Source organism: Butyricimonas sp. RTP31003st1_G1_RTP31003_210430 (assembly GCF_040920905.1).
GTDB classification, from domain to species: Bacteria; Bacteroidota; Bacteroidia; order Bacteroidales; family Marinifilaceae; genus Butyricimonas; species Butyricimonas paravirosa.
Genome location: NZ_JBCOSQ010000057.1, coordinates 18,471 through 34,622, shown reverse-complemented (window position 1 = coordinate 34,622; position 16,152 = coordinate 18,471). Strand labels below are relative to the sequence as shown.

General features: G+C 49.8%; 21 protein-coding genes and 1 tRNA gene. 7 read left to right on the top strand and 15 right to left on the bottom strand.

The window, feature by feature from the left end:
* The 4 genes from AB5542_RS15945 to AB5542_RS15930 all read left to right on the top strand — a co-directional run.
* A partial coding sequence (locus tag AB5542_RS15945; protein WP_368243205.1) for a 4Fe-4S dicluster domain-containing protein occupies positions 1-290 on the top strand: 290 nt, incomplete at its 5' end.
* 60 nt (positions 291-350) lie between these two features.
* Entirely contained in the window at positions 351-1,694 is a 1,344-nt protein-coding gene (gene nhaA, locus AB5542_RS15940; protein ID WP_118305486.1) for a Na+/H+ antiporter NhaA, read from the top strand.
* A 35-nt stretch (positions 1,695-1,729) separates the two neighbouring features.
* Positions 1,730-1,814, top strand: a tRNA-Ser gene (locus tag AB5542_RS15935).
* Positions 1,815-2,087: 273 nt separating this feature from the next.
* Positions 2,088-3,317, top strand: coding sequence for a site-specific integrase (locus tag AB5542_RS15930; RefSeq protein ID WP_004294842.1), 1,230 nt, complete (start codon positions 2,088-2,090; stop codon positions 3,315-3,317).
* An 8-nt stretch (positions 3,318-3,325) separates the two neighbouring features.
* Here the strand turns inward: AB5542_RS15930 and AB5542_RS15925 are convergent, their stop codons facing one another.
* Positions 3,326-3,595 (bottom strand): hypothetical protein, encoded by a 270-nt coding sequence (locus AB5542_RS15925; protein WP_368243203.1) that lies wholly within the window; start codon positions 3,593-3,595, stop codon positions 3,326-3,328.
* Between the two features lie 393 nt (positions 3,596-3,988).
* Between AB5542_RS15925 and AB5542_RS15920 the strand changes: the two genes are divergently transcribed.
* From AB5542_RS15920 to AB5542_RS15910, 3 genes are all read left to right on the top strand, one after another.
* Positions 3,989-4,522, top strand: a complete 534-nt coding sequence (locus AB5542_RS15920) for an antirestriction protein ArdA (RefSeq protein ID WP_005680369.1) — start codon at positions 3,989-3,991, stop codon at positions 4,520-4,522.
* Between the two features lie 77 nt (positions 4,523-4,599).
* Positions 4,600-4,818, top strand: a complete 219-nt coding sequence (locus AB5542_RS15915) for a DUF3873 domain-containing protein (RefSeq protein ID WP_005680371.1) — start codon at positions 4,600-4,602, stop codon at positions 4,816-4,818.
* Between the two features lie 11 nt (positions 4,819-4,829).
* Positions 4,830-5,312: a DUF6956 domain-containing protein gene (locus AB5542_RS15910; protein WP_005680372.1), complete on the top strand. Its 483-nt coding sequence runs from the start codon at positions 4,830-4,832 to the stop codon at positions 5,310-5,312.
* Between the two features lie 173 nt (positions 5,313-5,485).
* Here AB5542_RS15910 and AB5542_RS15905 read toward each other — a convergent pair whose 3' ends face one another.
* The 14 genes from AB5542_RS15905 to AB5542_RS15840 form a co-directional block, all read right to left on the bottom strand.
* The gene (locus AB5542_RS15905; RefSeq protein WP_004294838.1) at positions 5,486-5,806 is read right to left on the bottom strand and encodes a hypothetical protein; all 321 of its coding nucleotides are present in this window, start codon (positions 5,804-5,806) and stop codon (positions 5,486-5,488) included.
* 12 nt (positions 5,807-5,818) lie between these two features.
* Positions 5,819-6,277 (bottom strand): DUF3872 domain-containing protein, encoded by a 459-nt coding sequence (locus AB5542_RS15900; protein ID WP_057259185.1) that lies wholly within the window; start codon positions 6,275-6,277, stop codon positions 5,819-5,821.
* A gap of 13 nt (positions 6,278-6,290) precedes the next feature.
* On the bottom strand, positions 6,291-6,872 hold the full coding sequence (locus tag AB5542_RS15895) for a conjugal transfer protein TraO (RefSeq protein ID WP_005680374.1): 582 nt from the start codon (positions 6,870-6,872) through the stop codon (positions 6,291-6,293).
* A 3-nt stretch (positions 6,873-6,875) separates the two neighbouring features.
* The gene (traN, locus tag AB5542_RS15890; RefSeq protein WP_005680375.1) at positions 6,876-7,811 is read right to left on the bottom strand and encodes a conjugative transposon protein TraN; all 936 of its coding nucleotides are present in this window, start codon (positions 7,809-7,811) and stop codon (positions 6,876-6,878) included.
* 28 nt (positions 7,812-7,839) lie between these two features.
* Positions 7,840-9,162, bottom strand: coding sequence for a conjugative transposon protein TraM (gene traM, locus AB5542_RS15885; protein ID WP_057259184.1), 1,323 nt, complete (start codon positions 9,160-9,162; stop codon positions 7,840-7,842).
* Positions 9,140-9,427, bottom strand: coding sequence for a TraL conjugative transposon family protein (locus AB5542_RS15880; protein WP_005680377.1), 288 nt, complete (start codon positions 9,425-9,427; stop codon positions 9,140-9,142). Before AB5542_RS15880 ends, traM begins: the two co-directional genes overlap by 23 nt.
* A 4-nt stretch (positions 9,428-9,431) precedes the next feature.
* Complete coding sequence (gene traK / locus AB5542_RS15875) at positions 9,432-10,055, bottom strand: conjugative transposon protein TraK (protein ID WP_005680379.1); 624 nt, start codon at positions 10,053-10,055, stop codon at positions 9,432-9,434.
* Between the two features lie 22 nt (positions 10,056-10,077).
* A complete protein-coding gene (gene traJ / locus AB5542_RS15870; RefSeq protein ID WP_004294831.1) occupies positions 10,078-11,073 on the bottom strand; it encodes a conjugative transposon protein TraJ in 996 nt (331 codons plus the stop codon).
* Positions 11,074-11,102: 29 nt separating this feature from the next.
* Positions 11,103-11,729, bottom strand: a complete 627-nt coding sequence (locus AB5542_RS15865) for a DUF4141 domain-containing protein (protein ID WP_005680380.1) — start codon at positions 11,727-11,729, stop codon at positions 11,103-11,105.
* An 11-nt stretch (positions 11,730-11,740) separates the two neighbouring features.
* On the bottom strand, positions 11,741-14,254 hold the full coding sequence (locus tag AB5542_RS15860) for a TraG family conjugative transposon ATPase (RefSeq protein WP_032570096.1): 2,514 nt from the start codon (positions 14,252-14,254) through the stop codon (positions 11,741-11,743).
* Entirely contained in the window at positions 14,251-14,586 is a 336-nt protein-coding gene (locus tag AB5542_RS15855; protein WP_010803765.1) for a DUF4133 domain-containing protein, read from the bottom strand. Before AB5542_RS15855 ends, AB5542_RS15860 begins: the two co-directional genes overlap by 4 nt.
* A gap of 10 nt (positions 14,587-14,596) precedes the next feature.
* Complete coding sequence (locus AB5542_RS15850; protein ID WP_004309970.1) at positions 14,597-14,893, bottom strand: DUF4134 domain-containing protein; 297 nt, start codon at positions 14,891-14,893, stop codon at positions 14,597-14,599.
* Positions 14,894-15,057: 164 nt separating this feature from the next.
* Positions 15,058-15,720: a hypothetical protein gene (locus AB5542_RS15845; protein WP_032583971.1), complete on the bottom strand. Its 663-nt coding sequence runs from the start codon at positions 15,718-15,720 to the stop codon at positions 15,058-15,060.
* Between the two features lie 2 nt (positions 15,721-15,722).
* Positions 15,723-16,151, bottom strand: a complete 429-nt coding sequence (locus tag AB5542_RS15840) for a DUF3408 domain-containing protein (RefSeq protein ID WP_005680383.1) — start codon at positions 16,149-16,151, stop codon at positions 15,723-15,725.
* Position 16,152: the final 1 nt, after the last annotated feature.

Below are 16,152 nucleotides of genomic sequence, written 5' to 3'. Positions count from 1 at the left end.
GATATTACACACCTCGCGACCGACAAGGCACCCCCGTAGACATCCGTAAAGTGAAACCGCTTACCAACGACCGTTGTAATGACTGCAAGCGTTGCGCAAAGGTATGCCCCATGGGATCTATCAGCTATGAAAATGTAAGAGAATTTACAGGAATCTGCATCAAATGCGGAGCGTGTATCAAAAAATGCCCCAAACAGGCAAAATATTACGAAGATGCAGGGTATTTATATCACCAGCACGAACTGGAAGAAGGATTAACCCGACGTGCAGAAAACACCCTTTTTATTTGAAATTTATACAACTTTTATTAAATTTGTAACATACAACATAGTCAACTAACAAACAGGACAATGGTCAAAGAAATATTTAAATTCTCCATTAGAAGATTGATTCAAACAAAAATAAATGGAGGGATAGTTCTCTTATTCGTGGCCCTTGCCGCCATGCTTATCGCTAATTCCCCTTTACAGGAATATTACAATATTTTACTTTCTAAAAACATCACACTCACGATCGGAAGTTTCAATCTCTTTGATCGTCATGATGGCAATCCGATGACATTGCTGGATTTCATTAACGACGCCCTCATGGCTATCTTTTTCTTCTCGGTAGGATTAGAGATCAAACGGGAACTACTTGTTGGGGAACTCTCCTCTCCCCGGAAAGCCTTACTTCCGGTTGTGGCAGCCTGCGGGGGCATGATCATCCCGGTCCTGCTTTTCTGGCTGATCAGTCCATCCGGTCCTGCCATGCGGGGAGCTGCCATACCCATGGCAACGGACATCGCTTTTTCTCTAGGCGTTCTCTCACTCCTAGGCAAGAAAGTCCCCTTGAGTCTGAAGATATTCCTCACCGCCTTTGCAGTCGTGGATGATATCGGTGGGATTATCATTATCGCTCTGTTTTACAGTTCGCATCTGGTCGTGGAATATTTAATTGCTGCCATAATTATTGTTGCACTCCTATATATCGGCGGACGACAGGGGATTCATAACAAATTGTTTTTCATATTCTTCGGAATCGTCGTTTGGTGCCTATTCATTAATGCCGGAATCCATCCCACAATTGCGGGAGTCATCGTGGCATTTACTGTACCGGCTCGTCCGAAACTACATATATACAAGTACGTGAACAGCATCCGGGAAAGTTTGAAAAGACTACCGGAGAATTCAAATGACATCATATTAAGTAACTCGGAACTTTCCATATTGAAAAATATCGAATCTGCCTCGGATAAAGTAGTTAGTCCCCTGCAAGCCATGGATGATGACCTGCGTACCCTTGTGAATTACGTGGTAATGCCCCTTTTCGCATTCGCTAATGCCAGTATCTCATTCGAAGGATTCACGCTTGCCTCTTTAGAAGGCGTATCAGTAACGATTTTTGTTTCCCTTGTACTCGGAAAACTCATCGGCATCTTCTCGTTCACCTACGTCTTTATAAAATGCGGCTGGTTAACTATGCCGGACAAAATGGATATGCACTCCCTTTTCGGAGTATCCTTATTAGGAGGAATCGGATTTACCGTGTCTCTGTTTATCGCTACTCTTTCCTACACGGGAATGGGCGCAGAAGGAGCCATTTTATTGAATCAAGCAAAAATCGGCATCATCGGAGGCTCCCTGTTTGCTGGTGTTTGCGGTTATTTCTACTTGAAATATGCCTTGAATAAAAAAACTCAAAAATCGCTTTGAAAGTCAAATAAAGTCCTTATATTTGCATCCGCATTGGAGAGGTGGCAGAGTGGTCGATTGCGGCGGTCTTGAAAACCGTTGTACTGCGAGGTACCGGGGGTTCGAATCCCTCCCTCTCCGCTGAACTTACTGGACAGAAATGGACAGTAAACGGACAAAAAGCTACAAATCAATGATTTGTGGCTTTTTTTATTGCCCGAAAGTCCTGCTTTCAAGACTTCAAAAGTACGGTAAAAGACAAAGTTTCGTTACTAAATCGTTACCTATTCCCCACCGGACAAAAACGGTAACGATTTGTCCATAAATGACCTGATAATGACTTGATTAGTCCATAGTCTGCATAACTCAGAAACGAGAGGTAAAAAGTAATTTTGCAACTAAAAAAAGTGAGTTATGAAATCGACATTCAAGGTTCTTTTTTATTTGAAGAAAGGTTCTGAAAAGAAAAACGGCGAGGTAATGATTATGGCACGTATCACCATTGACGGCAAACAGTGCCAGTTCAGTACGAAACAGAGCATCCAGCCCGATAACTGGAGCATTGCCGCAGGCAAAGCCAAAGGCAGGGATGCCGGAAGAATAAACGCCCTGCTGGACGACATACGTTCTTCCCTGAACACCATTTACCACGAAATGCAGCGGCGTGACAACTACGTGACCGCCGAGAAAGTGAAGAACGAGTTCTTGGGACACAGCGAGAGCCACGAAACAATCCTTTCATTGTTCCAAAAGCACAATGACGATGTGAAGCAGCTTGTGGGCATATCCAAGACGATAGCGACCTACCGCAAGTATGAAGTGACCCGCCGCCACCTTGCCGAGTTCATCCGCAGCAAGTACAACGTATCGGACATATCCATTAAGGAAATTACTCCAATGTTCATTACCGATTTTGAGTTGTATTTGCGTACCGCCTGCAAGTGCGGTTACAACACCACCGCCAAGTTCATGCAGTTCTTCAAGCGCATCATCATCATTGCCCGCAACAACGGCATACTGGTGGGTGACCCGTTCGCCAGCTACAAAATTCGGCTGGAAAAAGTGGATAGGGGCTACTTGACGGAGGACGAGATAAAAATCATCCTTAAAAAGAAAATGGTTTCCGAACGGCTGGAACACGTCAGGGACTTGTTCGTCTTTTCCTGTTTCTGCGGTTTGGCTTACAGCGATGTTGCCAACTTGCGGCAGGAGAATATCCAAAAGTCCTTTGACGGCAACCTTTGGATAATCACCAAGCGGGTAAAGACCAACACGGACGTAAATGTTCCCCTGCTGGATATTCCTAAGATGATTTTGAAGAAGTACAAGGGCAAGTTGCCGGACGGCAAGATACTTCCCGTAATCAGCAATCAGAAGCTAAACGCCTACTTGAAAGAGATTGCCGATATTTGCGGTATTAAAAAGAACCTGACATTCCACCTTGCCCGACACACGTTCGCCACGACCACCACGCTGTCAAAGGGCGTACCCATTGAAACGGTGTCCAAGATGCTGGGACACACAAATATAGAAACTACGCAAATTTACGCCCGCATCACCAACAGCAAGATAGGCAGCGATATGCAGGGGCTTGACAAGAAGTTTGTCGGCATCGAGAAAATTTACAAGGAAGTCGCCATGTGAGTTTTTAGTTACCTATATACTGTTGGTAACAGAACAGGTAACGATTTCGGTAACGAAATTCCACCTAACAAACTATATCCCAATAAAGTACATTCTTTCACCTTGCGGGCAGTCCACCGACTACCCGCATTTTTTATATCCTTTTCCCACTGGCACATTCCCCGAAACGCCAGCCGTGCGTGGCATGGCTGACTGTATTTCGTGAAAAGAGCCGTTGGAAACCCGCACAAGCGTACCGCAAGGTAAACTTGCCATACCCTTGCCTTTCCCACCCGCATGGAGTGTTCCCTAAAAGATGAAAGAGAACAGGCACTTTTCCCCAGTTTCCCTATCTGTAAATCTTCCTCTTACGCAGTCCCCCAGCCGGGACAGTCGTTTTAATCATTTCAATAGGCAAAGGTAGTTACGTGTTCTTCACGATTTTGCAAGGTCGAGCCGTTCCGGTTTGGCGAAAAAATCTTCCCTGCCTTGCGAGGTATTTTTTGCCCAAAACTTTGCAAACTCTAAACACTACCCTTTTACGCCTATGTGAAACGAAAACGACCGACCCGACCGGAAGACGCATAAAAAAAAAGTCGGATTTACGGGAAACAGGAAAAAAGTTCAGTGAAACTTCAACTCCCTCACCTCTCGAATCCGCATAAAATTAAAAACTTAAAAATTACAGCAATATGGAAGCAACGACATTATCAGCAGCAAGCGTTTATGTAGGCACTTACGCCAAGTACAACAACGGTTCATTGTCCGGCGCATGGCTCAACCTTTCGGATTATTCGGACAAGGAAGAATTTTACGAAGCCTGCCGGGAACTTCACAAGGACGAGGAAGATGTGGAATATATGTTTCAGGACTGGGAGAACGTGCCGGAGGGCTTAATCGGCGAAAGCTGGATTTCTGAAAATTTCTTTTCCCTGCGTGATGCGGTGGAGGATTTGAGCGACACCGAGCAGGAAGCCTTTTTCGTGTGGTGCAACTATAAAAGCCATGATTTAGGCGAGGAAGATGCGGACGACCTTGTACGTGATTTCCGGGATGAATATCAAGGGGAATATGACGATGAAGAAGATTTCGCCTATGAAATTATAGAAGAATGTTACGACCTGCCGGAGTTCGCAAAGACCTATTTCGATTATGAAAAGTTTGCCCGTGACCTGTTCATGTGCGATTACTGGTTTGATGACGGCTTTGTGTTCCGTGCGGCATAACAACCAATCCGGGCGGGGTGTCAAAGCCCTGCCCGTTAAAAACAACCAAGTTTATAACCGTAAAAAAATAAGACATCATGCAGTCACTTAACAAAAACGGGGTAAGCATCACCCAAACACCGGGAGAAGAAAAATACGTGAAATGTTGCTTAGGCGCATTCAGGGGACAGATTTATTTTCAATATGACTACCGCCACTTTGACGGCGAACTTTTCAGCACGGTAGCCAAAACGCTGGCAGAGTGCCGCCGCAGGCGTGACGGGTGGATAGCGAAAAAAGAACAGAGTAATAAGTAAATTTTAGGGATATGAAAACGACAGAAGTAAACAAGGAGCTTATCGGCAAGCGTTGCGAGTGTATTTTTACGGGCTTAATGGTAACAGGCGTTATCGAGGACACAGAAGAAAACGAACACACCATAGAGGTAAAAGTTCGTTTCGACCGCCCGCACCAGTGGGGCGATGATTTATATAATGATGTGTGGGCGTGGGGGCGTAAAATTGACGAGTTCGGCACGTTGCGCCATTTGCAACTGTTGGAGGACAAACCGGACTTTCAGACAATGACGGTAGTTTTCGGTGAGCCAATCAGCCAAATAGACCGCAGTGTTTTTGAAGATGTTGCAACGTGGGGTGTCTGTTCCCTGCAAGGCTGGGTAAACAGCTATGAAAGTGTCCGGTTTGTAGCCATAAACGACCATACGGCGGTCATAACGGGCGAATATAACATGGAACAGGTAAAGGTGTGGTTAGAGAAATACACGTCCATAAAGAGCCTTAAAATCAGTTGATAGAGAACGGCGGCTGTTTGCCGCCGTTACTTTCTTCCGTGAGCCTGCCAGCGGGTGAAGAAAGTAACAAAGAAGCCGCTCGTTTCCCTATCATGGAAACAGCCCGCCGATGCTTCCCGGCGGGCTGTCTGCCCAATATTTACGCTTTGCGTATCATTAAACGAATATCACAGCTACAAATCCTCACAGTGAATAAATTTTACACTAAGTATGCACACGGTTTCTTCTTCCTCGATGTCGTATTTCCAAGTCCGCTTATTGACAAGCATTTCCGTGTCGTTGTCAAACCATTCCATAACGGGCATATCTTCTTCTTCGTCCACCCATTTGAAAACCTGATTGGACGGTATTTTCCACAATTCAGCCCTGTCACGTGCGGAAATGCAGTCCTTATCCACGATAATGATGTCACCTACTGCCGGAACCGTATCTGTTTCCAACGTGGTTTCTATATACCACGAGATACCTTTTATATCCAATTCTATTTTTACCATGTCATTTTATTGTTAGGGGGTTATTGTTTCCGTTTCTTCTTCGCTGTTGTCATTATTAAATGATAGTGTAAGTTGCTGCATCTGTCCGAAGCTGTCGATAATATAAATGTCAATCGTCTGCTGGTCTGTCGATGCCGAGGTGTAGTAGAGCCGGAATGTTTCTTTCTCCAGCGGGTAAAGGTCATTGGGCAGGAACACCGTGCCGCCCGCCATTTCCAGCTTCCCTTTGCCGTCCGGCTGGAAGTACCTTATCCGATAGGTAGTCGGCTGATAGTAACCCTCACGCACCAACTGGCAGCGTATTTCAGCGGTTTCCCCGACTTTCAGCCTTTTGGGTACTGGCAGCGTTTCGATGCTGAACGGGTACGCCTGCTGAATATCCAAACTGTCATTACAGGCGGTGACAAGCACAAGGGCGGCCACGATGTAGCAGCCCATGATGATTTTATACATTACATTCTTCATATACATTATTATATAGGGGTCAGTTGATAATGAATTTTACTCCCAAAGATACCTGCGTGTGGAACTTGCCTATGTCCGAGCCGAACAACGCCCGTTCCCTTGCGTTCAGCAGCAGAGCCACCCGGTCGGTCAGGTAGGCTTCCAGTTCCAGCGTGAGCGCACCGCCGTAAATGAAGCAGTCCTTATCCAGCAAGGTAGAACCGTCCGGCAGCAGTTTTTCGCTTTTGTTGCTCACCTCATACCCGGCGAGTGCCGACAATCCCAGCGAGAGGAAAAAAGTCTTTCGCCTGTCCGAAAGGAATTTCAGGTAATAGCCGCCCTCTGCGGTGAACTGTTCGACTGGTATCTGCATATCCTTGTAGTCATACTTCTTGTGCAGGTATTCCCCACCAATCACCCAGCGGTTTGCGTTCTTGGTGTAAACGCTGTATGCCGCCCCGATGTGGTAGGCGAAATCCGTGTTGTCATTCCAATGCACCCCGTCCGTCATGCCCGCCGTGACCTGCAAGCCTTTCATACCCGGCAGGTATCTTTGTGCGTGTACCTGAAACGAGGTCAGGCACAGCGCAAAGAGCATCATTATAAAGATGTGTTTCTTCATTCCCTATTTGATTTTGAGTTCGTTAATCACTTCTGCGTTCACGATGTCGGCGTTCTCTACCCGGATAACCTGATGCCGCCCGCCGTTTTTCTCGTAGAGTTCCACCAACAGTAGCTTATCGTCCGGTATGGTGAACTTCGGCAGGGCGTACACAGTGCGGACGGTACTTTTCCCGGCAATCTCTACTACCTCGTTGTAACTGCGTACCGCATCCAGCACCGTTTCCTGAATAGCCGTGCGTTTGGGTACTTTCTTATCGACTATCTTAAACTTGATGAAGTCGGTATCGAAAGGCACGTTGGAACTGTTCTTCGTCTGCGTGTGTACATAGAGCATCCCGTTATAGGTGTAAATCCCCTTGATTAAGAACTGTATGCCGAAACGCTTGCTACCCAAGTGGCGCACTTTGCGGTCGTTGTTCTTGTAGATGCTCTGCATTATCAGTTTCACCAATAGCGGGCTTTCGTTGCCCAGTTCCCGGAAGTAGATGTTCATGCGGGTATGCGAAAAGTCAGACGTATCTTCATTTTCCAAGAAGTCTTTCATTTCGATATTGAGCATTTCCGGTTCACGGGCGTATTTGGCGTTGAACGAAAAGAAACTGCCGTCCTCGCAAATGACGGAGAAGTTCGTTTCGCCCGGAAAGCCCTCTGTCGTGGCTTTCACCCGGATTACGTTCTCCGCACCGTCCGCCTTGCCCGCTATGATGTGGTTGCTTCCCAAATCGACATAGCGGACGGCGGCGGGGAAGATGATATGCACCGTCTTGGCAAAGGTCACTTCCACGCCGTAGGGCGTTACCATTTGGCGGTACGGGAGTTTCCGGGTAATGCCCCGGTACAAGTCGTTGCCAGCCGCATACTTCACGGTGTCGGTTTCCTGTGCGTTTGCCGCACACACGCCCAGCAAGAGGGCGAACATTACAAAAATCTGTTTCATTGTTGATTGAAATTTTAGTGGTTAATAATTATTGTTGTTTGGCGTAAAGCATCACCTTGTACCCGGCTTTCAGCTTCACTTTCACGGTTCGGAACTTCTTGGCGAGGTAGCCGGACGTTCCTTGCAGCAAGCCCCTTGTCACGTCCATAGCCACCTGCTGCCCGGCACTTTGGGCAAAGGATATGCTTGTACCCAGCCCGCTACCGATGTTCGCCATTGCTTCGTTGAACGCTTCCTGTTCCATTGAGGACGGGACGGACAGCCCCTTTTGCCCGTCCGTGTCGAACACGGCAAGCTCCACCGGGATGATGTTGCCAGCGTACTCAATCGAAGACACCAGTATGTCGAGCCGTTCGCCCTGCACCTTTGCCGTACCCGCTACAAGGGTATTTTTCGGCACGACTATGTTCCCTGCCTGCATAGGTTCGAGCAGCCGGAGTTTCACCGCCTGCCCGTCCGTCAGCGTTTGGTCTTGGTGGATGCAGGCGGCTACCGTGTTCTTTCCCATAGCGTAGCCCGTGCCTACCGCCGTGTTGAAGCCGTAGTTTCGTGGCTGGCTGTAAGCACGGATGAAGTCGGCATCGTTCATGGGCTGCTGCAATCCCGATACGGTCGTTTCCCGGATTGCTTGCACGGGTTGGGCTTGCGGCTTTTGGGTGACAGTCCCGGCAACAGGCACTTGTGCCACCTGCCCGTTCTGCCCGCCGTCATTCATATACCTTGCCGCCAGTTCGTAGGACTTTTCCAAGAGTGCCATTTGGTCGTCAGTGGTGGGTGTGGCGTTCTGCTGTTGTTGCAGTCGGTCGGTCAGTTCCGCCACCTGCCGCTTCAAGTCCTCTTTTTCCTCGTCCACCGCCGGGGTTTCGTAGAACGTGCTTAACTGGCGGTTGATGTCCCGGTAAGCCGCCCGTGAAGAAGCACCGCCGCCCCTTTGGGGCTTCGCATCATCTTCCGGCATCAGGTCGATTTCCGCTTGCGGTTCTTCCGTTTCATCGTCCCCCGTGAAACCGAAGTCCTGCAAGGATTGTATCTTGTCCTGCTGTTTGCGGTTCAGCATTGCTTGTTCGTATGCCTTTTGCTTGTCGGCTATAATCCCGTCCTCTGCGGGCAGGGGTATGTCGGCGTTGAAGCCGCCCACGCTTTCCACATTCACATTCTCTTTGCCGGAGGGGGCGAATATCAGGTACATGCACCCGGCAAAGGCAAGGAACATCAGCGGGAAGACTATCATTTTCCTGCGCTGCTGTACCTGTTGGGGTGTCAGTTCCTTTTTAGGCTTATTTTCTTTTGGGGGCTTCCCATTTGTTGGTGAAGTAGATATGCTACTTTCATTCTTCTGTACTTCGTCCATTGTTCAGTCTGTTTAATAAGTTGATACTGTCGCTATCGTGTAGCGGGTATTGTTTGATGTGTTCTATTTGCAGCCGCCTGCCGTCCCGTTTCCCGATATTGTAGATTGATGAAACGGTGATGTAGATAGACAAGCCGCCGAAAAAGAAGAACATCACGAGGATAACCGCCAGCCTTTTGCCCGGCGTAATCCGTCCGCACATCCGGCGCAGGCAGTCGTCCGCCCAGTCTTGTACTTTTCCGATATAACTCTGTTTCCTTTCCATACGGCTATCTTTTGACGGTTTGTAAATCCTTGTTTTCGGTAATGGTGAACGCTTCGATGATGAAGCCGTGCGGGTTGTTGTCGCTCCGTGTGGCGTTGAGCAGGCGGCACGAGGTCACAAGGCTGCGCACCGTCAGGCTGCTTTCCCGGACAATCAACTGGCGGGCGTAGGTGTTCACCTTGTAGGGGTACTGGTCGAAGTCGCACTTCACGCTGTCAATCTCCACCGTCTGCGTGACGTTCCCCGAAATCACCCGGTTGTAGTAACCCTTTTCCGCCAAGTCCTTGTAATAGTTGAAAGCGGTCTTGTCGGCAAGGAACAGTGAGCGTTTGATATTACTTTCGATAGCCCCCTTGTCGGGCGATAAGGTGAAAAACAGTTCGTGAAAACGCCGCACGTGTGATTTGGCTTCCACTGGTCTGTTCTGTGCCATGTCCTGCGAGAGTGCCAGCATCAGGCTTTTGCCGTTGTCGAGGACGTATATCTTCTGCCGCTGCTTCTCGGCGAAGCTGTACGAGTTCCACACGGCAAAGCCCGTCACCAGTGCGCACAGGCAGATGAATACCAGCGCAAAGAGCCGGATTTGCCGGAAACTCGTTTCGATATTGTTCAATGACTTAAATTCCATATCCTTAAAAAATTGATGTTGTTTATTTGAGTAGTTTTCCCGATACCTTTCCACCGACTGCGCCAACCGCAGCCCCGGCGACCGACCCGGCTTTCGACACGTTGCGGTTATAGGCGGACATACCGCCAGCCGACACAATCCAGCTTGCCACCGTTGGAATGGTGAAGTAACCCACGATGCCAATAATCATAAAGATTACATACACGGTGCTGCTCCCGTCAGGGATGAAATTCGGGTCTGAAAGTTCCTGAATATCCTTTTGGAGCATCAGCGTTTGTATGCGAGCCAGCACACTGCTGAACAAGTCCGACACGGGTAGCCACAGGTAAATGGAGATATAGCGTGAAATCCACTGGGTCAGCGTGCTTTGGAAACCGTCATAGACGGAAATGGCGAACGCTAGCGGACCCAGTATCGAAAGTACAATCAGGAAGAACGTGCGTAGCGTGTCTATAATCAGCCCCGCCGCCTGAAAGAGCATTTCCAGCAATTCCCTGAACCAGTCCCGGACGGACTTCTTGATGTTATAAGCCGCCCTGTCCATGTACATACCCGTCATAGTCACCATGTCGGAGGGCGACCACCCCAGTTCTTCCAGTTGCCTGTCAAATTCCTCGTCCGATGCGAGGTAAGCCGTTTCGGGGCTTCGCATCAGGGCTTCATATTCCAGTCGGTCTTTCTGCGCCCGGTACTCGTTCATGTCGAAAGTCTGCGTTTCCATAAGCTGGTTGCACCCTTTTACCACTGGCGACAATACCGTGTTGATAGTCCCCAACACGAAAGTTGGAAAAAACATGATACACAGCCCCAGCGCAAAGGGACGGAGTAGCGGGTACACGTCTATGGGTTCGGCACGTGCGAGCGACTGCCACACTTTGGCGGCTACATAGAACAAAGCTCCCAGCCCGGCTATCCCTTTGGCTACCCCCGTCATGTTGCCGCACAAGGGCATCATTTCATCGTACAGCACCCGCAACACTTGGTGCAGGTTGTCAAAATCCACTGCTGCTAATAACATAGGCATACTAATTAAGTGGTTGTATCATGTTACCAATAGCGTTCATCCGCCGAGCCGTAGAGAGCCAACACCCGGTCGGTGTCGTTCTTCTTCTTCGCCCGCAGGTAGGACACGGATATGTTCTTGCGGGTGTAGTAGTTCACAAGGTTGCGGTAGTTGAGCAAACTTCGATAAGCGTTGTCGATGATTGCTAACCGTTCGGCATCCGTCAGCGACATACCCGTGATGTTCACTACATTTTTCAAGTCCTGCAACACGTCCGAGCTTTCCGACATCAGTTTGGCATAGCCGAACGATATTGCGGAAAGTTCGTCAGGCGTGAAATTCGGGTCTGCCAGCATGTTTTGGAAATTGCGCACGTAGATTTCGGATATTTCCGCCACCAGTTCAATGGACTTCTTCACCTTGACACCGCCCTTAACCACGTCATGCACCGCTTTGAGCGCATCGTAATATTTTTTACCCTGCTGGAAAATCTTCTGCGCTTCCATAAAGCCGTCCAGCGTGTTCTTGGCTGTGGTAGAGGTCTGCACTATCTGCTTTGTGGTGTTAATGATACCCTGTGCCAAGTTGCCGGGGTCTGACACCACCCACTGGGCGGATGCCCTGCCGATGAAGCAAAGGCACACCGCCATAAAGAGGATTATTTTCTTCATGTTCCTAATTTTTAAGTTGTTGATGATTGGGGATTACGTTTGCTTTCCGCAAGCCGCTTGATAGCCAGTTCAAGGTTGCCGCCCAGCTTCTCGGCGAGGGCGAACAGTTCCATTTTCTCGCTTTCCTCTGTCGTGAACGTGTAATATTCTTCCAGCGAAACTTCTGTGGCGTACACTGCCGACTGCGTGCCGCCCAGCGAGAAGAAAACTTCCTTGTACTTCCGTCCGGGGTGGTTCGCCATGTTGATAGACAATATTTGCGAACGCTCCTTGTCGGTCAGTCCCAGCAGGTTTTGTATGCTGTCGAACTTGTTCAGGTATTTTCGCTGGTCTAACAGGATTTTGCAGTCCGAGTTGTTGATGATACTCTCTTTCACGATTGGGGAAGAAATAATATCCTCAATCTCTTGCGTGACTACAATCGCTTCCCCGAAATATTTTCGGACTGTTTTGTAGAGGTAGCGGATATAGTCTGCCATGTTCGCCGATGCAATCGCTTTCCACGCTTCTTCAATTAGTATTAACTTCCTTATTCCCTTTAACTTGCGCATCTTGTTTATAAAGGCTTCCATGATGATGATAGTCGTTATCGGGAATAAAATCTTGTGGTCTTTGATGTTGTCCAATTCAAAGACTATGAAGCGTTTATGCAGCAAATCCAGTTCCTTGTCGGAGTTCAGCAGGTAGTCGTATTCACCGCCACGATAGTACGGTTCAAGCACGTTCAGGAAATTGTCAATGTCAAAATCCTTTTCCCTGACGTTCTTCTGTTCAAGCTGTCGGCGGTAATCATCCCGGACAAACTCGTAGAACGTGTTGAAGCAGGGTGTTACCGACCTGTCACCCGTGATACGTTCGATATAGGCACTTACCGCATTGGACAACGCCACTTCTTCCGACCGCTTCGGGGCTTCATCGTCCCGCTTCCAAAGGGTGAGTATCAGGGTCTTGATACTCTCTTTCTTCTCGATGTCAAATACCCCGTCTTCGACATAGAACGGGTTGAACGCTATCGGGTTCTCGTTGGTGTAGGTGAAATAAATCCCGTCCTCGCCGTGCGTGCGGTTGTGGATAAGCTGGGACAGCCCCAAGTAACTGTTACCCGTATCTACCAGCAGCACGTGCGCACCCTGCTCGTAATACTGGCGCACCATGTGGTTGGTGAAGAAAGACTTCCCGCTACCGCTCGGCCCAAGTATAAACTTGTTGCGGTTGGTGGTGATGCCTTTCTTCATGGGCAAATCCGATATGTCGATGTGCAGCGGGCGACCGCTTACCCTGTCCACCATTTTGATACCGAACGGGGAAAGCGAACTCTTGTAGTTCGTTTCTTCCACGAACAGGCAGAGAGCCTGCCCCAAGAACGTGTAGAAACTTTCCTCTGCGGGGAAGTCGGCTTCGTTGCCGGGTATGCCCGCCCAAAAGAGCGTGGGCGTGTCGGTGGTGTTGTGGCGTGGCTTGCACTCCATCAGGGCAAGCTGGCTTCCCACATCGTTGCGTATGCGTTTGAGTTCGTCCCTATCGTCACTCCATGCCATGACGTTGCAGTGGCAGCGCACCGAGATAAGCCCCTTGCTATGCGCTTCGTTCAGGTACTCGTCTATCCACTCCTTGTTCACTTGGTTGGCACGGGAGTAGCGGGAGAGCGATTGCATATTCCGGGCGGTCTGCTCGAAGTTCTTCAGGTTTTCGGCGTGGTCGTCTATGAAGATGAACTGGTTATAGACGTGGTTACACGACAACAGCACGCCCACCGGGGCGGCAAAACTTAACCTGCAATCGCTCCGGTCAGTAGACAGCTTCTCAAATCGGCAGTCCGTCCCGACCTTTCCGGGTAAATCTTCCACGTCCGAAAGCGTGTGCAGGCACAGAATATCGTCCCCGACACGCATTTCTTCCGGGTACAGCCCGATGTCTTTCAGGCAGGTAGTATCGGTTTGCGAGAGCGAGAAGTATTTCTCGATGATGCCCGCCTTGCCGTCCTGCCCGGTGATTTCCGATGCCGCCAGCCGGGTAAGGGTGACAAAACCGCTGTCGTTCATGATGCGCTCGAACTGCCCGACCGCTTCGATGAACTTTGCCGCCGCTTCCTTGTCGGCTATCTCCTGCGGAACAATCCTGCCCCGGCAGAGGGTGGAGAAGTCGCTCTGTCGGCGGCTTCTCTCCCTTGTCGTTTTCGTCAGGAACAGGTAGCAGTAATGGTTCAGGAACGGGCGTTCATTGAAGTGCCGTTCAAAGGAGCGGCTTAAAAAACTAAGCTCGTCCCTTTCGGTGTCGGGCTGGTAGCTCTCCTTGATGAAGAAGTCCTGCTTGTGTACTATGGAGTAGTCGGGCAGCACCTTGATTGCCTTGTACCATGCCGAATGTATGGCTTCGTACTCGGCACTGGTGACGGTGAACAGTTCGGGCAGTTCCACCCGGAAAGCCACCGTTATGTCTGCATCTTTTGAAATGATGCAGCCGTTCTCCACCGCCAAAAGTGGAAATTTTCTTTCCAGCGTGGTAGCCTTTAATGTATTCCTCATGTTCTTTCTTCCTTTCTTCTTTTGTAGTTGAACAGCCGGGGTATCGCCTTTCGGCTGATAATGAAGCGTGGGTGTCTTTTGCGTGCGGCTGCTTTCATCAGCCCGTGCGTGCCGTACCGTGCGTTGAGCCGGAACGTCTGCCACACGAGCAGCAGCGAAGCCGACACGATGAAACCGATACATAGCCACTGGTTCACGCCTGCCATGAACAGGACGATGAACACCACGAACACGGCGAGCAAGCCGCCGCAAAAGATAAAGAGGTACTGGCTTTTTAACCCCTTGAATTCCACTGGCTTCCCGATACCCCTGTTTACCGGATATTCAGACATAGCCGCTGGTTTAGAGGAAGAACGACCGCAGGATAGTGGCGGCAACAATTAAAAAAATGCACGCCCCGAACCAACTGGCGGCGGTCTTTGAGGTGTCGGGGTCGCCGCTCGAAAATTTGTTATATACTTTTACCCCGCCAATCAAGCCGCAGACCGCCCCGATTGCGTACACCAGTTTTGTTCCGGGGTCGAAATACCCGGTGATTAGGTTCGTGGCTTCGGTGATGCCCGCTTGCCCGTTGCCCTGTGCGTAGGCACTTACCGCAGCGGCAAGGATAGCCGCCGACAAAAAGATTTTCTTTCTCATTGTGATTTGTTTTTAATGCCGGGCGGCGGGTGGGAAGTCCGCCTTTCCCGGCTGGTGAATAATTTGAAATTTTAGTGGTCGGGGATAGTCCCGTTTGTCTGTTTGGTTTTCAGGTTGCCAATCAACCGTAGTCACGTTGCTTCATATTGTTACACGTTATTATATTATAGGAAATCGTTCATGTCGAACGCTTCGTGTTCCTTGCTTGTATTGCCAGCTTCGGCAGGGACAGCAGCCGTAGCCAGTTCCGCTTCGTTGCGTCCCAGCAGTTCCGCCACCTTTGCCAGCCCGCCGTTGATGTTCTCCACCACCGCATCGTAGAGGTTCGTCCCCTCAATGCTTGCCAGTGTCCCGGCTGCTTGCCGTTTCTCCGTTTCGGTGGGGTTGTCGGCGTTCGCCGTGCGTACCGCTTCGCCCAGTTCGTCAAAGCTCACGCCCGTAGCCCGCCCGGTATCATCGTCACCGTCCATGTATCCGGCTATTTCCTCGTCCTCGTAGTCGGGTTCGTCATTCTCGTAACCGGGCGTTTCTTCCGCTTCGGGTGCTGCTTCCGAAATGTTTTCTTCCGGCTGTCCGTCAGCCTGCGGCGCAAAAATAGTATCATTTTCAACCGCTTGCGGGAGGTGTCCCGATTTGTCCTGCGCTGTCCCGATTAGTCCGCCCTTGTATTGGCTTTCACCTATCAGCGTGTAGCCTGAAACCCCGTTTCGTGGAAGCAGCGCATCATCCGTTCTGCCCGGTGATGTCCGGCTGTCCGTGTAGCGATACCACAGCCATAAGGCGATATAGTACACCAAAAGCCCGGTAAGTATGCAATAGATTACCATAATCAGACAGGCTTTTGGAAGTGGCTTTCGTACAGGGTGTTTATCTCGTCTTGGTACTGCTCGAAGTGGCGCAGCAGAATGTTTTCCACGTAGCTGCTTACCGTCACCTTGCGCCCGCCTATCACCGTCACGATACGCATCAGCTTCTCGTGTGTGGTACGGCTCACGTACAAGGGCTGTCGGTCTGCCAGTTCCACTTTCTGAAAGTAGGTTTCCCGGTAGTCACCCGAACCGCCCTTGCGCTTGCGGTTTGTCGTTTTCTCCACCCGCACCGTTTCAGTCTGCCGTCCCTCGTGGGCGGTTTCCGTTTCGCCGCCGGGCTGCGGTGCATCATCCGGCTGGCTCTCCCGCTTGGCTGGTACGCCCTGCGAGATAAGTTCTTTCATGAAATCCTCGTCTATCTTCGGCATCCCGCCGCTTTGCTTTGCCATA